The organism is Acinetobacter sp. Leaf130, from assembly GCF_001423205.1.
GTDB lineage: Bacteria > Pseudomonadota > Gammaproteobacteria > Pseudomonadales > Moraxellaceae > Acinetobacter > Acinetobacter calcoaceticus.
In genome coordinates this window covers 700,795-721,617 of record NZ_LMOE01000001.1, presented here as the reverse complement: position 1 = coordinate 721,617, position 20,823 = coordinate 700,795, and the positions used below count along the sequence as shown (strand labels likewise).

Sequence of the window (20,823 nt, the reverse complement as noted above, 5' to 3'; positions counted from 1 at the left end):
AATTTGAAGAAAATCAAAACCTATTATGGGATAGTCCTGATTACTGACTGTTTTATGATTTTTATCAAATGAGATTCTGAACATTTAACATTCTGGTTAAATTCAGTTTTTTGGTATGGAGACATGCGAAATGAAAAATCAACGTGATGCAGTTTTAGGTTATGCAAATGAGCAACATGCTTACTATATCCGCCTCATTGAAAATGATGCGGTATTAGGCGAAAGCTATGGAATTTTCTGTGAAAATCCGGAAAGTGAAGCAGCAGAAAGTATTATGACCACCCTATTTTTAAAAAAATCTTTTTGGTTAAATGGCTCTGAATATCTTGATATTGTAAAAGGGCTACAACCACTCCCACAGTAAAGTAAATAAATTAAAAAACAAAGGAGGCAAAAGCCTCCTTTGTTTTTAAAGCACTATGCTTAAGACGTAAACCGTCCAGAGGCATCGCGTTTCTGATTTCGTGAATTTTGTCCACGGCCATCATAATCATCGTCGTCATCACGGCTGCGACCTCGACCTCGTCCGCCTGAGCGGCCTCCGCGATCGTCATCATCATCGTCATCACGACTGCGACCTCTGCCTCGACCACTTGAACGGCCACGATCGTCATCATCATCGTCGTCACGGCTGCGGCCTCGGCCACTTAAACGGCCACCGCGATCGTCATCATCATCGTCATCACGGCTGCGGCCACGTCCTCGACCACTTGTACGGCCGCGATCGTCATCATCATCGTCATCACGRCTGCGGCCTCGACCTCGGCCACCTGAGCGGCCACCGCGATCGTCATCATCGTCACGGCTACGACCACGTCCTCGGCCACCTGAGCGGCCTCCGCGATCATCATCGTCGTCATCATCACGGCTGCGACCACGACCTCGACCACCTGAGCGGCCACCGCGATCGTCATCATCATCGTCGTCACGGCTACGACCACGACCTCGGCCACCTGAGCGGCCACGATCGTCATCATCGTCGTCGTCATCACGGCTACGACCTCGGCCTCGACCACTTGAACGGCCGCGATCATCGTCATCATCATCGTCATCACGGCTGCGGCTACGACCTCGGCCACCTGAGCGACCACGATCATCATCGTCGTCATCATCACGGTTGCGGCCTCGACCTCGACCACTTGAACAGCCGCGATCATCATCGTCATCGTCGTCATCATCACGGCTGCGACCTCGGCCACTTGAACGGCCACGATCATCATCATCGTCATCATCACGGCTGCGGCTACGACCTCGACCACTTGAACGGCCGCGATCATCGTCATCGTCTTCATCATCACGACTGCGGCTTCGACCGTTACGGTCACTATTTTTATGACTTAAGGCACCAGCTTCACGAGCCTCTTCAGAGGTAAATTCGTGAGCATTTCCACTTGCATGTGCTGCTCGGCCAGCTTCACGAGCTTCTTCAGACGTAAATTCATGCGCATTACCGCTTGCATGCGCAGCTCGTCCACCTTTACTGGCTATTTCTCTAACTCTTTCAGGATCCATACTTGCAAATCCACGATTTGAAGTACCTGTGCTGTTATTATCTTGATCTTCATATCTTGTATTAGCCATAGTTACATCTTCCTATATTTAATTATAATCACTACCGCTTTTATTTAACGGACTAAATAAAGATAAAAGATCTATAATATTTTCCTATCTATGCTATGTATCAATCTTTTTAAATGTATATAAAATAAAAGAGTTAAAAACCTTATAAATTTATTACTTACACAAAAATTTAAAGATTTTAATTTTTATTATTTTTACTTTTTAAATACTCAGCATACTTATTATTACTCAAACAAACACTACAATATATTTTTACAAATATATGTTATATATCCCTCTAGATAACAAAAACTTTCAATATAAACAAAATCGTAAAAAACCAAAACAATGGGTTAATTAAAGAAACAGTTGCAAAACATTTAATTTTAATAAAAAACAATAACATATATTATTACATTTCAAAAAAATATTTACTTGTACAATAATATTTCATGTTTAAAAATTAATTTAAGATATTTGATGATGAGAAGAAATCATGCCATTCAAAAATCAAAAGCCAACTCCCCAATACATTCATATTTCAATTCCTGAAATTCTACTAGGCCATATTAATATTGATAACACATGGCAGAGCTTTGATCAGGAATGGAGTTATAGAATAGAACCGCCTTACGCAAGCCATCCCTTTCAAAGAGATGTATATGTAATTAAATCAAAAAAGATTAAAGAAGAAGAAAAATTAATGAGAGACAACTACTTAAATAAAGAAAATAAAAATTTAGAAGCGATAGAATCAGCAAAAATAATTATAAAGAAAATATTAGATTTATCTAAAAATTTACCTATAGAGAACTGGTTAAATGATACAGGTCATAGATCTATTATTGAAAGTATGGTTGATAAAAACAAGGTTAAAATATTAGAGATTACCTAATATTTAGATAATAAATATTTTTTTACATCTCTATATATAAAATAACAAAGGCAACCTTTTAAAAAAGACAACTTACTCATATTCACGTAGGAATTAAGCATTATAGGAATAGTAAAACTAGATTTTAAACAGAGGTATTTGAAACATGGAAAATTCAACAAATCAATATCCAACATCCGCCCCTGCACAAGTCCAATCTCATCAACCTGGTGATCAGGAAAAAATGCATCCAGAACCAGAAGTCATAAAAGCATCGCATAAAGGTAGCGATAAGTTACAAGGTAAAGTTGCCGTAATCAGCGGTGGTGATAGCGGTATTGGTCGGTCCGTGGCTGTATTATTTGCTCGAGAAGGTGCGGATATTGCCATACTTTATCTTGAAGAAGAACAAGATGCCCAAATCACTAAAGAACTTATTGAAAAAGAAGGCCAACGTTGTCTTTTACTGAAAGGCGATATTTCAGATCCAGATATTGCAAAACAAGAAATTGATGAAGTTTTAAAGCATTTTGGCAAGATTAATATTTTGGTCAATAATGCAGGTGTTCAATATCAGCAAAAAGATATTGTAGACATTAGCAATGAACAATTAGAAAAAACATTTAAAACCAATATTTTTGCAATGTTTTACTTAACAAAAGAAGCTATTCCTTATATGCAAGAGGGAGATAGCATTATTAATACAACCAGTATTACTAGCTATCAAGGGCATGATGAACTCATTGATTATGCAAGTACTAAAGGCGCGATTACTTCTTTTACACGTAGCCTATCAAACAATTTAATGAAACAGAAAAAAGGTATTCGCGTAAATGGTGTAGCACCGGGTCCAATCTGGACACCTTTAATTCCAAGTAGTTTTGATGCTGAAACTGTCGAGAAGTTTGGTAAAGACACACCGATGGGAAGAATGGGTCAACCAAGTGAAGTCGCCCCTGCCTATCTTTTCCTTGCTTCAGATGATGCAAGCTACATTACAGGTCAGGTTATTCATGTAAATGGCGGTCAAATTGTAAATGGTTAAAAGATAGAAAATATTTGCATAAAAAAGCCCTGAAAGTTAACAACCTTCAGGGCTTTTACTTTAAGCCGGAACGTGCTGAGCTATTTTCTCTCGCGACCAAACGCGATGAGCTTTAAGCAAGTTTTTAAGTTTCTCTGAAATATGCTTAAATTCACCTTCTATTAGTGTTCCTTCATCTGCAACCAAATTAAGTGGTTCAAGTAGGTCAGATTTATTACCTAAAAAGACGACAGGTTTTAAATGTTTATAGGCTTCTAATATGTAATGACGAGTTACACCATCTTGTATCACCGCATTTAAATTATCGCCATCAGGAATGATGACTGCATCATAAGCAATTGATGGTTCTGCCATTTGCATGCCATCAGCTGCAATAATTTTGTCTTGATGATCTTTAACTGGTGCTAAGCTCGGTGCTAATAAATGAACAACAGCCCCTTCCTTAATTGCCCAGTTTTTAATGGTTTCTAATGCATCAGACTTCACCAGATTATGGATGAGTACGGCTATTTTTCGGCCTTGAATATCGGCTGGCGGGAAAGCGAGCATGGATAACTTAGCCGATTTTTCAACAGATTGAGGTTTAAAATCGAGGCTAAGATCAGGTACTTCTATACCTAGATTGGCTCCCACTTGACGTGCTAAATCGAGGTCGATATTCGCCAAAATTTGTTGAACCTGACGTTCTCGAATATATTTTCTTTTTACCTTACTGAGCTCAAAGGTATACGCATCGACCACATGTTTTTGCTCATGAGGTGCAAGGCTCTTGTAGTAAAGACGAGGCTGAGAAAAATGATCGGAAAAAGATTCACTTCTTTCACGAATCTTTTGACCACTCACTCTTTCATAGTAACTTTCAAATCCACCATTTTCTGCCGCTGGAGGTGTTTCAACCGGCCAGTTCCCATCAATTGAATTTGGTTGATAAGAAGCTTGCCCTTTATGAATAGTATGCTGATGAATACCATCGCGTTGATTGTTATGGAATGGGCATACAGGTTTATTAATTGGTATTTGATGGAAATTCGGTCCGCCTAAACGACTTAACTGTGTATCCGTATATGAAAATAGTCGTGCCTGTAATAAGGGATCATTTGTAAAATCAATACCCGGTACAATATGCCCCGGACAGAAAGCAACCTGCTCTGTTTCAGCAAAGAAATTATCAACATTTCGATTTAAAACAAAACGGCCAATAGGTGTGACAGGAACTAATTCTTCAGGAATAATTTTTGTTGGGTCAAGTAAGTCGAAATCGAACTTCATTTCATCTTCTTCTGCAACAATTTGCACCCCTAATTCCCATTCAGGATACACGCCTTTCTCAATGGCTTCGTAAAGATCTCGACGATGAAAATCAGGATCTTTACCTGCAAGTTTTTGTGCCTCATCCCAAACCAGAGCGCTTAAGCCTTGTTTAGGGGTCCAGTGAAACTTAACAAAATGAGCCTTACCTTCAGCATTAATTAAACGGAAGGTATGCACACCAAAGCCTTGAATTGAACGTAAATTACGAGGAATAGCCCGATCAGACATGGCCCAAATCACGGCATGCGCGGACTCTGGTACTAAAGACACAAAGTCCCAAAATGTATCATGCGCACTCGCTCCAGTAGGCATTTCAGTATCTGGTTCAGGTTTTACCGCATGTACAAAATCAGGGAACTTAATACCATCTTGTACAAAGAAAACCGGAGCATTATTGCCGACCAAATCGAAGTTGCCTTCTTGCGTATAAAATTTAATAGCAAATCCACGAATATCACGAACGGTGTCGGCTGAACCACGTGGCCCTTGTACAGTCGAGAAACGTACAAAAATTGGAGTTTGAATAGATGGATCCGTCAAAAAACCCGCTTTCGTTAGACGCTCATTACCTTCATAAGCCTGAAAATAACCATGAGCTCCTACGCCACGAGCATGCACAATACGCTCTGGAATTCGTTCATGGTCAAAATGGGTAATCTTTTCTCGTAAGATAAAATCTTCTAATAACGTTGATCCGCGCGTTCCTGCTTTTAGACTATTTTGGTTATCAGCAATTTTAACCCCCTGATTTGTGGTTAAAGCCTGATTTGTAGCATCATCTCTTACTGTATCTAACTGTTCAGTTTTTTGAGTGGTATTGGCTTTGTTTGCCTCATCAGCACCAGCCATTTCACTTGTTTTATTTGTTAATTTAACGTTATCAGTCATGTTTATTACCTATGTTTTAAAGTTAAACTTTGGGTGAAGTAGAAAAATTAAAGAACTAGTTTTTGTTAAAAGAATTTAAATATGGGAAAAGGAGTTCAACATATTTACGTGTGCTCCAAAGCCCAATACTTTTATGATGTGAATCTGGCCCCAGAAACGGAGTCAGCTTGCATATTTTTATGGCAAGATCATGTGATTTCTGCACACGCTCTTGTAATGCATCAAGCTCGCCATCAGAGATATAGCTAAATAAATAATCTTGAATACGCTGGCTAGTATTTAATGCTCTGCTATATGCCAAGAAATTAGAAGAATGATCATTGCCCGCAATCCAGTCATGAATGATCTGACGCTCTACAGGGTTAAATACCCCATACATTTTTCCATTCTCATCATTAATTAATCTCCAGAAAACACTCTGTTCAGGGTCAGCATTAAATTTAATCCACTTATTTTCAATTAAATGAGATAGCAGCCCCTCAACATCATCTGGGTTAGATAACCATTGATTAATCGTTTTGCACCCGAAATCTCTGGTTTCGTTATGAATTAACTGCCCAACCAATGCCTTTCTCTTTAAAATTTTAAGAACAAAATCTTCAAGATTTAAATTTTTTATAATGCTAGAAGAGCCTACGCCATGATTGTTTAGCGCAAAACCACGTTTTAATTTACTCAGAAAAAGTTCTTTATCTCTATATTTATCATAAATATTTTCTATAACTTTAATCGCTTTATTTGCATGTCCATTATCAATGTTATCAATGGTAATGTGCAGATTGAAGTACTTAGAATCGATGCCAAGCTCTGCAAGCTCATAATTGCTAATAAGTAAATGAAGTGGGAGTTGCTCATAGCCTAAATTAAAGCCCACAATCTCTGGAATAAACTCAGGTGGAGCATAACCAAGCGCCAACTGAATCACAGCATTATGGTAATATTCATCTGCTAAAAGCAGCTCAAAGCTATCGAGTCCCAAACTACGTAGCAAGTCATCATAAATACATACATGATTTGCCTTAGGCTCACCTAACCCAAGCTCTTCCAAATAGGTAATAATAAGATCGTGGAAAACTGGGTCATTCCAATAGTGAACACAACTATATAGCCATGCACCATCTACTTTTTTGGTTGGAGAAACTTTAATTAAAAATTCAAACGCCTGACCGACATTATTAAAGTACTCTCTCTCACCTCCGCTTTGTCTGCGGTTTAAATAAGACTGAAATACCTCACAATTTTCTTTATTATTGTTCTCACACCATGCTTTAACCATATTTATATTTGAAGGGAAATCAATTTCATTTTGATCTATTTTATCTATTTCTTTAGTTAGAAAATCTCTTGCTTTCTTTTCTTTTTCAAAACTAGAAATATCAGGATCAAGGAAAAAAACAAATAATTCGTAATAGTTCTGTTGATTATCTTGCAATAGGTCTAATAATCTTTCTTTCACTACAACAGGCATTTCCATTCTCCTTTTGTGAGATATAAATTACCATACTTTAATCAAAGTATCGCTTTGTTATATTGCGTTATTAAAAATAATTGTTTTCCCACAAATCTTTAAAATTCAAAAACATAACTTCTCACACAAAATTACATTCTCATCTTTAGAATAATTTAACTCCCTGTTTCTATAAAAAATATATAAATTTTAAATTTTTATTACATTAAGTTACCTTTAAAATTATAAAGATTAAAAAATTAACATAAAGTAATTAAAAATAATTTTATAACTAATTTAAAAACAATTGAAAGGAGAAAAAAATGTTTAATTCATGCTGTAAATTATTAGCACAAGAAAAAGTTAAAATTGCATTTTTTGAGAGTGCTTCTGCGGGTTATTTAGCTTACCGCTTTTCTTTAAGCCCGTATTCCGGCGACATACTTATTGGAAGCTTAGTCAGCTATGACTTACGGGTTAAAGAAAATACCCTTCATATTTCTTCGGAACTTATTGAAAAATATACACCTGAATCCATGCAAGTCACTGTAGAGATGATCAAAAAAGGTAAAGACCTTATAAAGGCAGATCTTTATGTTGCTTGCACGGGATTATTAAAAAAAGGTGGATCAGAAACAAAAGAAAAACCGGTAGGTACTTTCTTTTATTCTATTTATTATAAAAATAATTTTTATAATTTCCGCCGTATATTTAAAGGCCTCCCCTACATTAAGCTAAGACAACTTGTTTATTACATTACTCAAGATATAGAATTCATAATATTAGATAATAAAAAATAGAATCTCACTAATAAAAAATAACAAATACATATTTAGAAATGATCATAGTGTTTCGTTAACACCAATGTACTTAAATGTAATTTTATCCATCTTCATATTAATTATGTTTATCGATAAAATTTTCATTATATAAAAATCAAGGTTTTAATTAGTTTCTAAAGTTACAGTTAAATATAGGGTAACACCCTTAGACTTCACATTTAAAATTTTCATGTTTAAATAAACCTATCTGAAGCTCTCAGATAAAACACACATCATAAATGATATGAGGTAATTAAAGATGAGCACTACTAATAATCAAAGCAATCAACCTAATAATCAGCAGCAACAACAGCAGCAAAATGACAACCGTAATAACCAGCAACAGCCAAATGGCAACCAACAGCAAAAAGATCAACAGCAACAAAACAATCAGCAACAACAGCAAAATGACAACCGCCGCCAACAACAAGGCTCTAATCAAAAAGATCCTAGTCAACAAAACTCAAATAACAATAATCAGCAACGTTAATTCATTGCCGATTTAATTGTCATTTGATGCGGTCTTCATTTTATTTAGGAAGGTGCCTTCACCTTCCTAAATTCAACATAAGCATAAAATTTAATAATAGATGAGGAAAAACTGATGACAGATCAAAATAGCGATCACGCACGACTGCCAGCTGGCGACCATAACTATTCTGATACTTATTGGCGCGAAAGTTACGTTACTCGTCCTTATTATCAAGAAGCTCAGCTTACTACTCCAGATCTAGATTATGATCGAGATTTCTCGACAGCCTATGAATTAGGTCATCGTGCCCGTACCGAATCTGAAGAAGGTGCTCAATTTGAAGATGTCGAAGGTAGCCTTCAACAAAAATGGGAAGAGCTGAAAGCTGAATCCCGCTTAAAATGGGAACATGCTAAACAGGCAATTAAAGATGCATGGAACGATAGATAGTATTTGTATGTAATATCTTCTATTTATTAATTTAAAAAATATGAGCTTATTTCCTATTGGCCCTCGGAAATAAGCTCTTTTTATACGCCCCTATTTAACTTTCATTTTTCTTAAAATATTCAATAATTTCTTCTCCGTTATTTACAGGAGTTGCTGAAGAAGGCAAGGTTTCGTCGTAAGCATAGGTAGGTAAAGCAACCTTAGCTCGGATTGGTGGTAATTTTTCTTGTCCACCCGTGGTAATTCGCTCAATAAAACCTGCAAGCCATAATACAAATTCTTGAGTATTTTTACTTTTAGGAATAATACTTAAATCCAATTTAATTTTAGATTCCTGCAAAGGTTTAATCAGTAATTCAGCAAAATCAATATAATTGTATAAAAGCTTCAGATTTGTCCCCTTGATTTCATGTCTGAGTTCAATCATCAAATTGTTAAGATCTTCCATAGGCTCATCTGTAAAGCCTTTTTTTTCTTTAACATTTTGATATATTTTCTCAGCTATTCTTAAATACTGGGGCATATCCTTACCTTTATAAAATTGTCATCGCTATAATGAATTTTGGATGAATATAAGTAATTTATTGTGTGTATTTTATTAATTTTTTGAAACTATAACTCACCCTAGAAACAATTCAGTAACAACAAATTTATAGAAAGACAATAACCTACTAATTTACTGATTAATTTTATATTTTCATATAATTATCTTTTTTATTATGTTACATATTTTATAGAAAATAACGATAAGAAAACTCACCTAAAAGTGAGCTTTCTTAGAAAAAATACTTATGAATTTTTATCAATTTGGTGAGGAGTAGTTGGATCATTAGCACCATGAGTTCCATCATCCCTTGAATCTCGATCTTGGCAAGCGCTCATACCTATTGCGATTGTAACAACCATGCTAACTGCACAAAAAATTCTTAACATTGAGGTCACCCTTATAAATTTTAAGATGTAGGCTTATGAATAACATTATCTTATGTTGGCCTACCGCAGTGGTTCTCTTAACTTTTGTAGGTTATGCAAGCTTTTGTAAAATCAAAATTAAACAAATGATTAAAAAATACCATTCTTGCAATTGATATTTTAATTAAATTTTGGCATAAGCTAATTATTTAAGATTGCCATACTCATAAAAGTAAAATTGCTCATCCTTTCTGAGTTTATGTCTTATTAAGCCAATGATTGCAAACAATATATAAATAAACAATTAATAAATCTTTGATATATAAACATTAAAACTCAATTGTAGCAATTAGCTTTAATAATTATTCAATTGTTTAAATTCTAAATAACTTGTTATTTTATTAATGAAAATTTAAAAATATTAATATTTGTTTATATAAACCAATCTTTTATTTTTGCAATTGACCCGCTTTAATGCTCAGCTTATGATGCTCCGGCTGACCTATTTTGTCAGTCGGTTTTAGCAGATCGTCTACCTAAGTGCACTAAAAACAAGTTTTTTGGTGTGGAGCCCCTCGTGCCTTTGACGGAGGAACGGGAGTGGGACACCTTCGGGTGTGCTGGTTTCTTAGGTATCAGTCTGCTAACCCTCTTTCGTTTCACCACCATAATTAATAGCAGTGATTGGGCACAACTTCTTTTATCAAGGAGTCTCTAATGACTATTATTTTATATCATTTTATTTTTATTACTCTTCATTATCTTATTGTTCAGCTTAAAACACGTTTAAAGAACTCCTCCCATCTTTTTACCTATCCCTACTTTTATCTTTTTAGGGAAAAGATCTCAACATTTAACGCCAGTTAAAGATGAGCGCATCTATAAGCATAACTTAACGATAACAACAACCAACGAAGAGCAATAATGATGTTTTTTTCATATCGTATTGTTTTAGTGTGCACTCTATTAATAATTTCTATAAGTTTATTAGGGTGCAGACCTATCAGTAAAAACGAATTCAATACACATTGTGTGTGGTCAGGCCATGCGCTCTCACAATGCAATTGTATTTATAACGCTTTAGAAGAACATTATTCGCCACAATTTGTAGAAGATCTAGAAAAAGTAAGCTTACAAAATATTGATGCGAACATGAACTTTGTGGAAACAATGAATGAAACAATTCACCAGTGTCAGTTAAGTGCAAGAAAAGACCCAATTAACTGATATTTGCATGTTCCACCAAGAAATCTAGAAAGACTCTTACACGTTTAGGAACGTATTTATCATGCCCGATCCAGACAGCATGAAATTCTTCAGAAGCATTAATATTCCAGTCTTCAAGAATTTTAATTAACTGCTTTTGTTCTAGCGCTTTTCGAACTTGAAATTCATTGAGTTGTGCAATGCCTGCATCGGCAAGTGCTAACTGCAAAATCGCTTCCCCATGATTTACTCTTAAAACCTGAGTAGGTACAAGCGTGATTTCTTGATTCTCTTTTTTAAATAGCCATGTCTTATTCTGGCGCTGATAGCTGACATCTAAAAGCTGATGTTCATAGAGTTCATCTGGATGCTGTGGACAACCACACTGTGTAATATATCTAGGTGAACATACATAATGTTTATGAGTATTCCCCAATGAGCGAGCCACCAAATTTGAGCTTTTTAAAGGTCCTGTCCGAATTGCGACATCAATTCTTTGCTCAACTAAATTAATGACTTCATCACTTAAATGAGCCTCTAATTCAATTTGTGGATAGCGCTGATTAAATAAAGAAATACACGGCAACAAAAAATGGGTCCAATATGAAAGACTGGTATGTATTCTGATTCGGCCTTTAGGTGTGTGATTTGCAGTAACAGATTGTTCCAGTTCATCTAGCTCACTGAGTATTTGAAGACCTTGCTCATAGAACTGACAGCCTTCACTTGTGAGCTGAAACTGGCGTGTTGAACGATTTAGTAACCGGACTCCTAGTCGTTTTTCGAGCCGAGCAATTAATTTACTGACAGCAGACGGCGTCATGTCGCATGCTCTCGCTACTGCTGAAAAACTTCCTAATTCGACCACCCGAATAAAAATTGCCAACTCGCCAGATCGATTAATATCAAAATATGACATAACGAAATCTATTTATGAATCTAATTCACAAATCTTATTCCGCTTAGACCGCTATAACAAGCCACTAATTTGTTTCAAGATAACTCTAATTCGTTTTAAGGATTCATGAGATGAAACTTTATAAATCTACCCTTTTCTCTTTAGTTTTATTGTCTACCGTAACGCAAGCAGAAGTACAAAAAAGCCAATGGATTACCAGTTGGTCAGCCAGCCCACAAAAGGTTTGGAATAAGGATTTTGTTTTCCCAACCCATATTCCCGAACAAATATCCAATCAAACGATCAGACAATTTAGTCAAATTAGTTTGGGTGGTGAAGCAGTTCGACTCGTTTTCACCAATCAATATGGCGAACAGCCGCTTTACATTGATAAAACCACCGTAGGCTTAGTTAATTCAAAAACTCTTAAATCTAAGAGTGCTTATCCTGTTTACTTCTCGGGTAAGCTCAAAGCACAAATTTTACCGGGTAAACAATTGATTAGTGACCCAATTCATCTCTCTGTTCCTGATCATGCACAGTTAATGGTAAATAGTTTTATTCAAAAACCAACAACATTTAAAACTTTTCATTGGGATGCGAAACAAACCAGTTGGCTGATTACGGGTAACCAGACCGCAAATTTAAATGCTCCTAGCGATGCCAAAACAACCACTGCAAGATTATTACTCTCTGCGATAGAGGTAAAACCAAAACATAAAGCCCATGTTGTTGCGGTTATTGGAGACTCAATTACTGATGGAGCAACTGCAACTCTAGATGCAAACACGAGATGGACCGACTTTTTAGCTAAGCGTTTATCACCGCATCAAGTAGCGGTGATTAATAGCGGAATTTCAGGAAATCGACTACTTACAGACGGTATGGGCGACAGTGCTTTAGAGCGCTTGAAAAAAGAAGTATTTCAATATTCTGGGGTGAAAACGTTAATTGTTCTGGTGGGCATTAATGATATTTCATGGCCGGGTACTGCTTTTGCTCCTAAACAAGAAATACCGTCTTTTGAAGCCTTAACTCAAGGTTATAAACGCGTCGTAGATGAAGCACATAAACAAGGCATTCAAGTGATTGGGGCAACCTTACCTCCATTTTCGGGTGCTTTACCCAATACCCCTTTAGATAACTACTACCAACCGAACAAAGATCAATTACGTAAAAAAATTAATGATTGGATAAGAACCAGTCAAACATTTGATGGGGTTCTTGATCTTGATCAAGGCTTAAAAGATTCAAAACATCCCGAACGATTAAACCCGATTTATGACTCAGGTGATCATTTACATCCCAATGATCGCGGTAATCAACAAATGGCAAATCTGGTTCATTTAAACCAGTTACTGAAGAAATAAAATGTAGGTACAGGTAGGAATTTTTCTCCTACCTGTATCAATATCGATTAACTACCTTCTAATTCAGCGGTAAGTTTCGGTGCAATCGGCTGTTTTTCAACTGCAGGTCGTCGAAGCATCATGACTGCTAAAAAAGCAAGAATTGCAGGAATTGCGATCATCACAAAATTCATTTTATGTGGTAACTGTAGGCCTAATAACATGCCGGTTAAGATTGGTCCCACAATTGCCCCAATTCGGCCAACTCCAGAAGCACAGCCAATTCCAGTAGAACGCACACTTAATGGATAATATTGAGCAACGTAGCTATAAAGGAGAATTGAGGTACCAATGGTTGCGGCTCCTGCCACAGTCACCAAACCATATAAAACATAGGCTGGTGAGTTAAAGCCTAAACCGACTAATGCCATAACACCCGCCAGCAGCATTCCCATAATTACAGGTTTTAAATGGAATTTATCAGAAAGAATGCCGCCACCGATTGAACCGATCATTGCGCCGACATTTAGGGCAAACAAGAATAAAATACTCTTTCCGAGTGAATATCCTGCTGCCAGCATGAGTTTTGGTAACCAGCTGCTTAAGGCATACACCATAAGTAAGCACATAAAGAACACTAACCAGAACATGAGTGTATTGAAAGCGCGGCCTTGTTGAAATAATCCCTTTACAGAGCTGCCTGTTGGAACATTATCGTCATTAAGCACTAACTGCGTATTGATCGTTAGGTTTTGTTCAGGTGAAATTTTTTGAATAATGCGCTGTGCTTGCTCAGTTTTACCAGTTTTAACCAAAAAGGTTAAAGACTCAGGTAAAAACTTCCATATAACAGGCAACAAAAATAAAGGGATACCTGCAATCAGGAACATGATTTGCCAACCCTGACTTTCAACCAAATAACTACCAATTAATGCTGAAAGAATCCCCCCAATCGCATAGCCACTAAACATAGTACCTACTAAGGTGCTGCGTATACGTTTAGGCGCATATTCTGATGTGAGTGCAACTAAATTTGGCATTACCCCACCAATACCTAATCCCGCTAAGAATCGAAGCACCCCAAACTCAAGTGGACTTGATGCAAAAGCACCTAAAAAAGTAAAACCACTAAAAAGAGCGACACAAATTAAAATCACATTTTTACGGCCTATTTTGTCTGCCAAAGTTCCAAAGAACATTGCCCCAAACATCATTCCGCATAGTGCTGTACTTGCTAACATTCCCGCCTGTACAGCTGTCAACGACCACTCTTGCATCAACAAAGGCAGCACTACACCATAAATAACCAGATCATACCCATCAAAGATAATAATTAATAAACACCAAAGTAAAATACTCCAGTGATAAGGTCTAAATTTGGCCTGATCAATAATTTCATTTACATTTAATTTAGATGTTGTCATTTACCCACCTCCTCTGTGAGATAAATTCATATTCAATTTTTTAAAACGACATATTGCACCCTAAAGAAAAAACAGATTATTCAAGGTCTTATTGAATTAATTAAAAATCGTAACTCGCCATCATGTTGAAGCGGTTATCGGTCCCGTTACGCCCATCAAAAGTTTCTCGTTCGCCATAAACATATTCGACACCCAAAGTAATTGGTTTATAAGGGTTATAAAGTGCATTTACCCAGCCCTGCCAAAGTTCTTTGTTTTGGGTTGTGCTATTACGTTGTAATTCGGCAAAACGGTTATCATCTTTGGCTTTCATATAGCCATAACCCAAGGTTGAACGAATTTGTGGCGTAAACTGATGGGTTATGCCCAATGAAACAGTGTCAAATTCATTGCTATGCATATTGTTTTGATCATCTATTGCATAGCCGCTGTTACTCCATAGTAGGAAACGTCCATCTCCTTTGACATGGTAATAATCAGCTTTGAGTAATGTATCTGGCGTAATCTGATATTTCCCCCCTAGGCCTACACCCCAAGCCACTTCTTCATCATTATTGGTTCTCTTTTCAGCCACAAAACTACGACCTGATAGCATCGAGCCATTTGTAAATTTATGATTTAAGCGCCCTACCAAAGCTGGTAAACGCATTTTGTTATCAGGGTCTGATGTAGCGGTATATTTCGGATCTTCAACCGATATTGCAAAGCTTGTATTTGCACTTAAGTTGTCGCTATAGCGAACTAACGGCGATCTTAATAATGCTCCACCTACAAATGTGCCTGCATCAATCGTTTCTGGGTAATATTCTGGTGCAATAAATGTCGACCACGTTTGACCGATAAGCCATTTATCAAAAGTTAAATAAGCATGGCGTATTCGAAATTGATCACGAGTGGCTGCCCCAAAGAAGTCCATTTCTAACTTCCCCCCCACATCACCCGCAGCTGTGGGAGTTTTAAAATTCAAACCAAAGCGTGTCACATTAACTGTGCTGTGCAACTGATCTTTTTGTGCAGATTCTTCAGGAGTATTTTCGAGTGGAACCCCACTAATGTTGTTATACATCGTAGATGCACCCTTCATTTGATAAGAAGCATCTGCCCGTATATATCCATAGAGGTTAAATTCTGCACCAGACTTAGTTAATCCTTGTTGTATTGGCTGCGCAGCTTGAGGAGTTGCAGAAGTTACTAGTTCCACTCTTCCCTGCGATAAAGATTTTTGAGCTTGTATATTTGCTTGTAGCATAGCTCGTAGTTCTTTTACTTCTTGGCGAAGTTGTTCTATTTCAGGATCTGTTTTGCCTGCAAAAGCAGAAGACACAAACAGGGCCACAGAAACCGCCAATAGGCTTTTTTGAACCGTTGTATTTAAAGCATTTATCATAAAACTTTCCTTTTTTGATCTTTAAATAGACTTAAAGATCTCGACATCCTTTTTGTTATATGCCTATCTAAAACAGGCCCTTAAAAAACTGACTTTCTTTCTCAAGAAAGACCTTCCATCATATTTTTTAGACAAAACCTCCCTAAAGCGGCATTAGGGCCACTTTTTAATTTGTTTTAAGTAAAGCTAAATCTTTTAATTTTTTTCAGTTTTCATATTCTCTTCCTCATTGAGAATATTTAGGTGTTAAGACAACATTCCTATGTCTCTACTGGCATTATTTTTTTGCAATAAAACCCTGATAAGTCAGAACCTGTGCATAGGACTGCACGCTTTCAAAGCCAGTCTTTTGCAAAAGTTTTATATAACCTTCTGTGGTTAGGCTAAAAAAGTCTTGAGCCATACGCTCTAACATTTTCTGGCATTGCTCCTCAGTTAAGCCTTGTGCCAAGCATAAGTAACGTAAAGCTTGAAGCTGCTGAGGGTTTATACACGTCATTAAATCGTAGGTGAGCAAGACAGCATTTTCTTTTAAGCGATCATAAATATCTTTAAAGAACGTAGGTTTTATATCATCAGCAATAAAATGCGCCACAAGAATAGACAGCGCAGCATCAAAGCAATTTTCAAGAGGCAAAGCTGAAGTGTCCCCATGTACAAAAGTCACTTGTGAAGATTTACCTAAAAGTTCAACCTGTTCTTGGGCTTTTTGAAGCATGGTCAAAGATGGATCAACTGCTGTAAATTTCCAGTTCGGATGTCTTTTAAGTAAATATTCGAGTTCATAACCCGTGCCACATCCCACAATTAATATGTGAGAGTTTGGTTTCAACACTGATTGCAAAATGGCATCCACCTGTTGATGGATCACTTCATAACCCGGAATTAATTTACGGATATGTTCATCATAACCATCGACTACTTTTGGGCTATTAAAGTCTTTTGCCATTTTGTTTTATCCTCTATTTAAACTACCTTTCAATTTATAGTTTGCTGCACTTTGACTGGGCTTTTGGCTTTATTTAGTCAAAGACATTTCCTGTTAAATTAAGCTCAGCTCGCATAATTTCTTGTAACTTAAACTTTTGTGCTTTGCCTGAAGCAGTCATTGGAAACTCATTAAAAAATCGAACATAGCGTGGCACTTTATTATGGGAAATATGCTCTTTACAGAATTGACGAATGCTATTTTCATCAATTTGATGATGTTCATGCAAAATAATACAAGCACAGAGTTCCTCGCCATATCTCGCATCTGGCAAGCCTATTACCTGCACATCGCTCACATCGGGATGGGTATATAAAAAGTCTTCAATTTCTTTTGGAAAGAGATTTTCCCCACCACGAATCACGACATCTTTAATACGGCCTTTAATTTTAATAAAACCGTCTTGATCCATTTCTGCAATATCACCCGTATGCATCCAGCCAGCCGCATCAATCACTTCACGGGTCTTTTCTTCTTCACCCCAATAACCAGCCATCACTGAATAACCACGAACACATAGCTCGCCTAAAGTTCCTTGCGGAACAATCTGACCTTCTAAATCGACAATTTTAATTTCAACATGAGGATGAACATGACCAACTGTACTTACTCGTTTATCAATTGAATCATTTACCGAGCTTTGTACACTGACTGGTGAGGTTTCAGTCATGCCATAACAAATCGTGATTTCAGACATATGCATTCGGTCTATGACCCGCTGCATAATTTCACGCGGACAAGGACTGCCTGCCATGATGCCCGTTCTTAAGCTCGACAGATCAAACTCATTAAATTGTTCATGTTCTAAAGTTGCAATAAACATGGTTGGTACGCCATATGCTGCCGTACAACGTTCTTGATGAATGGCTTTTAACGTTTCTAAAGGATTAAATACCGCCGATGGATAGACCATCGTTGCCCCATGTGTAACACATGCCAAATTCCCCATCACCATGCCAAAACAATGAAACAACGGCACAGAAATACAGACTTTATCTTGAGGCGTTAAACGAATGCCTTCGCCAACAAAATAGCCATTATTTAAAATATTATGGTGGGTCAACATGGTCCCTTTAGGGTTACCCGTTGTACCAGAAGTAAATTGGATATTAATGGTTTCATCAAATTGATGTTGCTTGGTTAACTGTTTTAATTGTTCAAGCTGCTCGGAGTTTGGTGTTGTAACTAAATCACTAAAACGATGAATGCCGGTGTGTTGCTGGTCATCAATTTTAATCACAAATTTTAAATGTGGCAGTCGTTCTGAACTGAGCACGTTATCAGGACTGTTGGTTAACTCAGGGGCAATTTTTGTGAGTAATTCTTGGTAATCGGTGGTTTTGAATTGAGAAGCAATAATCAATCCTTTGCATGAGACTTTATTCAACACATATTCAAGTTCATGACTTTTATAAGCTGTATTTAGATTGACTAAAATAATCCCTGCTTTAAAGGCTGCGAACTGGGTAACCGTCCATTCCACACAGTTTGGTGACCAGATGGCTAACCGGTCGCCTTTTTTTAATCCCAATTTCAACAAACTACAAGCAAAAGCATTTACTTCATCCTGTAAAGCTTTATAGGTTAATCGTCTGTTTTGATGAAAACTGACGATTGCTTCCTTTTCTGCATATTGCCGACAGGCCTGATCAAATTGTTCACCAATGGTCATACCCAATAAGGGTTGCGTGCTTGGTCCCGAGGCGTAGCTTAACCGTTCTTGTTGCATTGAATCATTCTCCTTGATTCTTTGTAATTCTCTTCGTACCTGATCTAATTGTTGTTACTGCAACTACTTTTCCAAACCGCCTACTTTGTAATGTTTATCCTTTATATGCTCTATTTCTTCTGCACAGCATCCACACAAAAGTCAGCAATCTGTTTTGAAAAATAGTCTCTGTGTGCTTGATCAAACTTTGTATTTTGAGCTGGATCTAGAGGTTCAACGACCACATAGGTCATGGCACCAACAACACAAAGTGCTGCTGTATTTAAATCATCCAAGACAAACTCACCACTTGCATTTCCATCCGCAAGTATTTTTTTCATACTTTGTTTAATCAATTGCTTCACACGAAAACGCTCATGTTCAACCGTTGAATCGACGGGTTCAAACATGAGTGAATATGCAAGCTGGGGACTATTGAGTGCCCGTTTTACAAAGGTTGCCACAGCCTTATGTAATTTCTGTTTTGCCGATAAATCACTTTCAGTAATCGAATCAATCACCAATAGTTCTGTGTTAATGGCCTCAGACAAAACCTCAATGAGCACTTGGCTTTTATTATCGAAGTAACGATAAACCAGACCACTTGATACACCCGCTTGCTCTGCAATTGTTTGTATTTGTGCGTCTTTAAACCCTCCCTCTGAAATTAATTTTCTGGCTGAACTCAAAATCGACTTACGATTTTGCTCCATCCGCTCTTGCATTAAAGATGATCGTTTATAGCTCATAATTTATTCTCTAACAAATAAAATGAATTGTAAATCATTTTATGAATCTGTATTCACTTTTTTAAAAAATCATTGTATGGTACATATCAAATACCCACAAAATATTTTATGGACAACAAATATAACCAATAGGATGAAAATATCATGAACCTCCGCAGCTTGAATTTCGGTCTAGATGAAACTTTAATTGCACTTCAAGATTCAGTAGCCGCATTTTGTGCAAAGGAAATTGCACCAATTGCCCAACAAGTTGATCAAGACAACAAATTCCCTGCACATCTCTGGAAAAAATTCGGAGATATGGGCCTTTTAGGTATGACCGTTTCTGAAGAATATGGTGGTGCCAATATGGGTTATCTGGCTCATATTATTGCCATGCAAGAAATTTCTCGTGCTTCAGCAGCCATTGGTCTTTCTTATGGTGCTCATTCTAATTTATGTGTAAACCAAATTAATCGAAACGGTAACGAGCAACAAAAGCAGAAATATTTACCCAAACTGATTTCTGGCGAATATGTAGGTGCCCTTGCCATGTCTGAACCAAATGCCGGTTCTGATGTGGTCAGCATGAAATTACGTGCTGAGCAAAAAGGCGATCATTTCGTTTTAAATGGATCAAAAATGTGGATCACCAACGGCGGTGATGCAGATGTACTTGTCGTTTATGCAAAAACTGACCCTAAAGCTGGTGCAAAAGGCATGACTGCTTTTTTAGTTGAAAAAGGCATGAAAGGCTTCAGTCATGGCAACCATTTAGACAAACTTGGTATGCGTGGCTCTAACACTTATCCCCTATTTTTTGACAATGTGGAAGTGCCTGCTGCAAACGTACTTGGTGGCGTGGGTAATGGAACAAAAGTACTGATGAGCGGTTTGGACTATGAACGTGCAGTTTTAAGTGCCGGACCTTTAGGGATTATGGATGCCTGTTTAGATGTGGTGATTCCTTATTTACATCAACGCGAACAGTTTGGTCAGGCTTTAGGTGAATTCCAGCTCATGCAGGGCAAACTTGCCGATATGTATTCAACATGGTTGGCTTGTAAAGCATTAGTTTATGCGGTTGGTGCTGCTTGTGACAAAGCCGACCATGACCGCAGCCTACGTAAAGATGCTGCAAGTGCCATTTTATATTCTGCTGAAAAAGCAACATGGATGGCTGGTGAAGCAATTCAAACTCTAGGCGGCAACGGTTATATCAATGAATTCCCTGCTGGGCGTTTATGGCGCGATGCAAAACTTTATGAAATTGGTGCCGGAACTTCTGAAATTCGCCGTATGTTGATTGGCCGCGAACTCTTCAATGAAACCAAATAATAATTATAAATAAGGAC

The 20,823-nt window shown here is 37.2% G+C and carries 19 protein-coding genes; 9 read left to right on the top strand and 10 right to left on the bottom strand.

The genetic code is table 11. The features are described from left to right. Positions 1 to 130 precede the first annotated feature (130 nt). On the top strand, positions 131 to 364 hold the full coding sequence (locus ASF86_RS02985; RefSeq protein ID WP_003651181.1) for a hypothetical protein: 234 nt from the start codon (positions 131 to 133) through the stop codon (positions 362 to 364). A gap of 59 nt (positions 365 to 423) precedes the next feature. Here the strand turns inward: ASF86_RS02985 and ASF86_RS02980 are convergent, their stop codons facing one another. Next, entirely contained in the window at positions 424 to 1,581 is a 1,158-nt protein-coding gene (locus ASF86_RS02980) for a KGG domain-containing protein (RefSeq protein ID WP_056479307.1), read from the bottom strand. A 475-nt stretch (positions 1,582 to 2,056) separates the two neighbouring features. On the opposite strand from ASF86_RS02980, the gene ASF86_RS02975 reads away from it, so the two are divergent. After that, positions 2,057 to 2,455, top strand: a complete 399-nt coding sequence (locus ASF86_RS02975; RefSeq protein ID WP_035364343.1) for a DUF6367 family protein — start codon at positions 2,057 to 2,059, stop codon at positions 2,453 to 2,455. Between the two features lie 145 nt (positions 2,456 to 2,600). After that, positions 2,601 to 3,479 carry an SDR family oxidoreductase gene (locus ASF86_RS02970; protein WP_017389382.1) on the top strand — a complete coding sequence of 293 codons (879 nt, stop codon included), beginning with the start codon at positions 2,601 to 2,603 and terminating at the stop codon, positions 3,477 to 3,479. A 60-nt stretch (positions 3,480 to 3,539) separates the two neighbouring features. Here the strand turns inward: ASF86_RS02970 and katE are convergent, their stop codons facing one another. Both katE and ASF86_RS02960 read right to left on the bottom strand, forming a co-directional pair. Further along, on the bottom strand, positions 3,540 to 5,684 hold the full coding sequence (gene katE / locus ASF86_RS02965) for a catalase HPII (protein WP_081407529.1): 2,145 nt from the start codon (positions 5,682 to 5,684) through the stop codon (positions 3,540 to 3,542). A gap of 49 nt (positions 5,685 to 5,733) precedes the next feature. After that, a complete protein-coding gene (locus ASF86_RS02960; RefSeq protein WP_056479301.1) occupies positions 5,734 to 7,146 on the bottom strand; it encodes an iron-containing redox enzyme family protein in 1,413 nt (470 codons plus the stop codon). 302 nt (positions 7,147 to 7,448) lie between these two features. Between ASF86_RS02960 and ASF86_RS02955 the strand changes: the two genes are divergently transcribed. The 3 genes from ASF86_RS02955 (at position 7,449) to ASF86_RS02945 (ending at position 8,868) form a co-directional block, all read left to right on the top strand. Further along, positions 7,449 to 7,925, top strand: a complete 477-nt coding sequence (locus tag ASF86_RS02955; RefSeq protein ID WP_056479298.1) for a CinA family protein — start codon at positions 7,449 to 7,451, stop codon at positions 7,923 to 7,925. 280 nt (positions 7,926 to 8,205) lie between these two features. Further along, positions 8,206 to 8,436, top strand: coding sequence for a hypothetical protein (locus tag ASF86_RS02950; protein ID WP_005047633.1), 231 nt, complete (start codon positions 8,206 to 8,208; stop codon positions 8,434 to 8,436). A 114-nt stretch (positions 8,437 to 8,550) separates the two neighbouring features. Next, positions 8,551 to 8,868, top strand: coding sequence for a hypothetical protein (locus ASF86_RS02945; RefSeq protein WP_005041460.1), 318 nt, complete (start codon positions 8,551 to 8,553; stop codon positions 8,866 to 8,868). A gap of 94 nt (positions 8,869 to 8,962) precedes the next feature. On the opposite strand, the gene ASF86_RS02940 is transcribed toward ASF86_RS02945, so the two are convergent. Further along, complete coding sequence (locus ASF86_RS02940) at positions 8,963 to 9,391, bottom strand: hypothetical protein (RefSeq protein ID WP_005041462.1); 429 nt, start codon at positions 9,389 to 9,391, stop codon at positions 8,963 to 8,965. Between the two features lie 1,313 nt (positions 9,392 to 10,704). Between ASF86_RS02940 and ASF86_RS19975 the strand changes: the two genes are divergently transcribed. Beyond that, positions 10,705 to 11,007 (top strand): hypothetical protein, encoded by a 303-nt coding sequence (locus ASF86_RS19975; RefSeq protein ID WP_005041466.1) that lies wholly within the window; start codon positions 10,705 to 10,707, stop codon positions 11,005 to 11,007. On the opposite strand, the gene ASF86_RS02930 is transcribed toward ASF86_RS19975, so the two are convergent. Further along, complete coding sequence (locus ASF86_RS02930; RefSeq protein ID WP_056479295.1) at positions 11,000 to 11,905, bottom strand: LysR family transcriptional regulator; 906 nt, start codon at positions 11,903 to 11,905, stop codon at positions 11,000 to 11,002. The genes ASF86_RS19975 and ASF86_RS02930 overlap by 8 nt on opposite strands. A gap of 110 nt (positions 11,906 to 12,015) precedes the next feature. On the opposite strand from ASF86_RS02930, the gene ASF86_RS02925 reads away from it, so the two are divergent. Then, positions 12,016 to 13,254 carry an SGNH/GDSL hydrolase family protein gene (locus tag ASF86_RS02925; protein ID WP_056479292.1) on the top strand — a complete coding sequence of 413 codons (1,239 nt, stop codon included), beginning with the start codon at positions 12,016 to 12,018 and terminating at the stop codon, positions 13,252 to 13,254. A 47-nt stretch (positions 13,255 to 13,301) separates the two neighbouring features. Here the strand turns inward: ASF86_RS02925 and ASF86_RS02920 are convergent, their stop codons facing one another. From ASF86_RS02920 to ASF86_RS02900, 5 genes are all read right to left on the bottom strand, one after another. Beyond that, the gene (locus ASF86_RS02920; protein ID WP_056479290.1) at positions 13,302 to 14,657 is read right to left on the bottom strand and encodes an MFS transporter; all 1,356 of its coding nucleotides are present in this window, start codon (positions 14,655 to 14,657) and stop codon (positions 13,302 to 13,304) included. Positions 14,658 to 14,757: 100 nt separating this feature from the next. Next, positions 14,758 to 16,041 carry a DcaP family trimeric outer membrane transporter gene (locus ASF86_RS02915; RefSeq protein ID WP_155860163.1) on the bottom strand — a complete coding sequence of 428 codons (1,284 nt, stop codon included), beginning with the start codon at positions 16,039 to 16,041 and terminating at the stop codon, positions 14,758 to 14,760. A 280-nt stretch (positions 16,042 to 16,321) separates the two neighbouring features. Beyond that, positions 16,322 to 16,993, bottom strand: a complete 672-nt coding sequence (locus ASF86_RS02910) for an SAM-dependent methyltransferase (RefSeq protein WP_056479284.1) — start codon at positions 16,991 to 16,993, stop codon at positions 16,322 to 16,324. 73 nt (positions 16,994 to 17,066) lie between these two features. After that, positions 17,067 to 18,761, bottom strand: coding sequence for an AMP-binding protein (locus ASF86_RS02905; protein WP_056479281.1), 1,695 nt, complete (start codon positions 18,759 to 18,761; stop codon positions 17,067 to 17,069). Positions 18,762 to 18,871: 110 nt separating this feature from the next. Then, entirely contained in the window at positions 18,872 to 19,489 is a 618-nt protein-coding gene (locus ASF86_RS02900) for a TetR/AcrR family transcriptional regulator (protein WP_003651165.1), read from the bottom strand. A gap of 144 nt (positions 19,490 to 19,633) precedes the next feature. Here ASF86_RS02900 and ASF86_RS02895 point away from each other — a divergent pair, with 144 nt between their 5' ends. After that, complete coding sequence (locus tag ASF86_RS02895; RefSeq protein ID WP_056479278.1) at positions 19,634 to 20,806, top strand: isovaleryl-CoA dehydrogenase; 1,173 nt, start codon at positions 19,634 to 19,636, stop codon at positions 20,804 to 20,806. Positions 20,807 to 20,823: the final 17 nt, after the last annotated feature.

Bases quoted from the DNA above. Each gene is read 5' to 3' on its own strand.
- ASF86_RS02925 (WP_056479292.1), top strand. From the start codon at position 12,016: ATGAAACTTTATAAATCTACCCTTTTCTCTTTAGTTTTATTGTCTACC.
- ASF86_RS02905 (WP_056479281.1), bottom strand. From the start codon at position 18,761: ATGCAACAAGAACGGTTAAGCTACGCCTCGGGACCAAGCACGCAACCC.
- ASF86_RS19975 (WP_005041466.1), top strand. From the start codon at position 10,705: ATGATGTTTTTTTCATATCGTATTGTTTTAGTGTGCACTCTATTAATA.
- ASF86_RS02975 (WP_035364343.1), top strand. From the start codon at position 2,057: ATGCCATTCAAAAATCAAAAGCCAACTCCCCAATACATTCATATTTCA.
- ASF86_RS02900 (WP_003651165.1), bottom strand. From the start codon at position 19,489: ATGAGCTATAAACGATCATCTTTAATGCAAGAGCGGATGGAGCAAAAT.
- ASF86_RS02960 (WP_056479301.1), bottom strand. From the start codon at position 7,146: ATGCCTGTTGTAGTGAAAGAAAGATTATTAGACCTATTGCAAGATAAT.
- ASF86_RS02970 (WP_017389382.1), top strand. From the start codon at position 2,601: ATGGAAAATTCAACAAATCAATATCCAACATCCGCCCCTGCACAAGTC.
- ASF86_RS02945 (WP_005041460.1), top strand. From the start codon at position 8,551: ATGACAGATCAAAATAGCGATCACGCACGACTGCCAGCTGGCGACCAT.
- ASF86_RS02955 (WP_056479298.1), top strand. From the start codon at position 7,449: ATGTTTAATTCATGCTGTAAATTATTAGCACAAGAAAAAGTTAAAATT.
- ASF86_RS02930 (WP_056479295.1), bottom strand. From the start codon at position 11,905: ATGTCATATTTTGATATTAATCGATCTGGCGAGTTGGCAATTTTTATT.
- ASF86_RS02895 (WP_056479278.1), top strand. From the start codon at position 19,634: ATGAACCTCCGCAGCTTGAATTTCGGTCTAGATGAAACTTTAATTGCA.
- ASF86_RS02910 (WP_056479284.1), bottom strand. From the start codon at position 16,993: ATGGCAAAAGACTTTAATAGCCCAAAAGTAGTCGATGGTTATGATGAA.
- ASF86_RS02985 (WP_003651181.1), top strand. From the start codon at position 131: ATGAAAAATCAACGTGATGCAGTTTTAGGTTATGCAAATGAGCAACAT.
- ASF86_RS02950 (WP_005047633.1), top strand. From the start codon at position 8,206: ATGAGCACTACTAATAATCAAAGCAATCAACCTAATAATCAGCAGCAA.
- ASF86_RS02920 (WP_056479290.1), bottom strand. From the start codon at position 14,657: ATGACAACATCTAAATTAAATGTAAATGAAATTATTGATCAGGCCAAA.
- ASF86_RS02940 (WP_005041462.1), bottom strand. From the start codon at position 9,391: ATGCCCCAGTATTTAAGAATAGCTGAGAAAATATATCAAAATGTTAAA.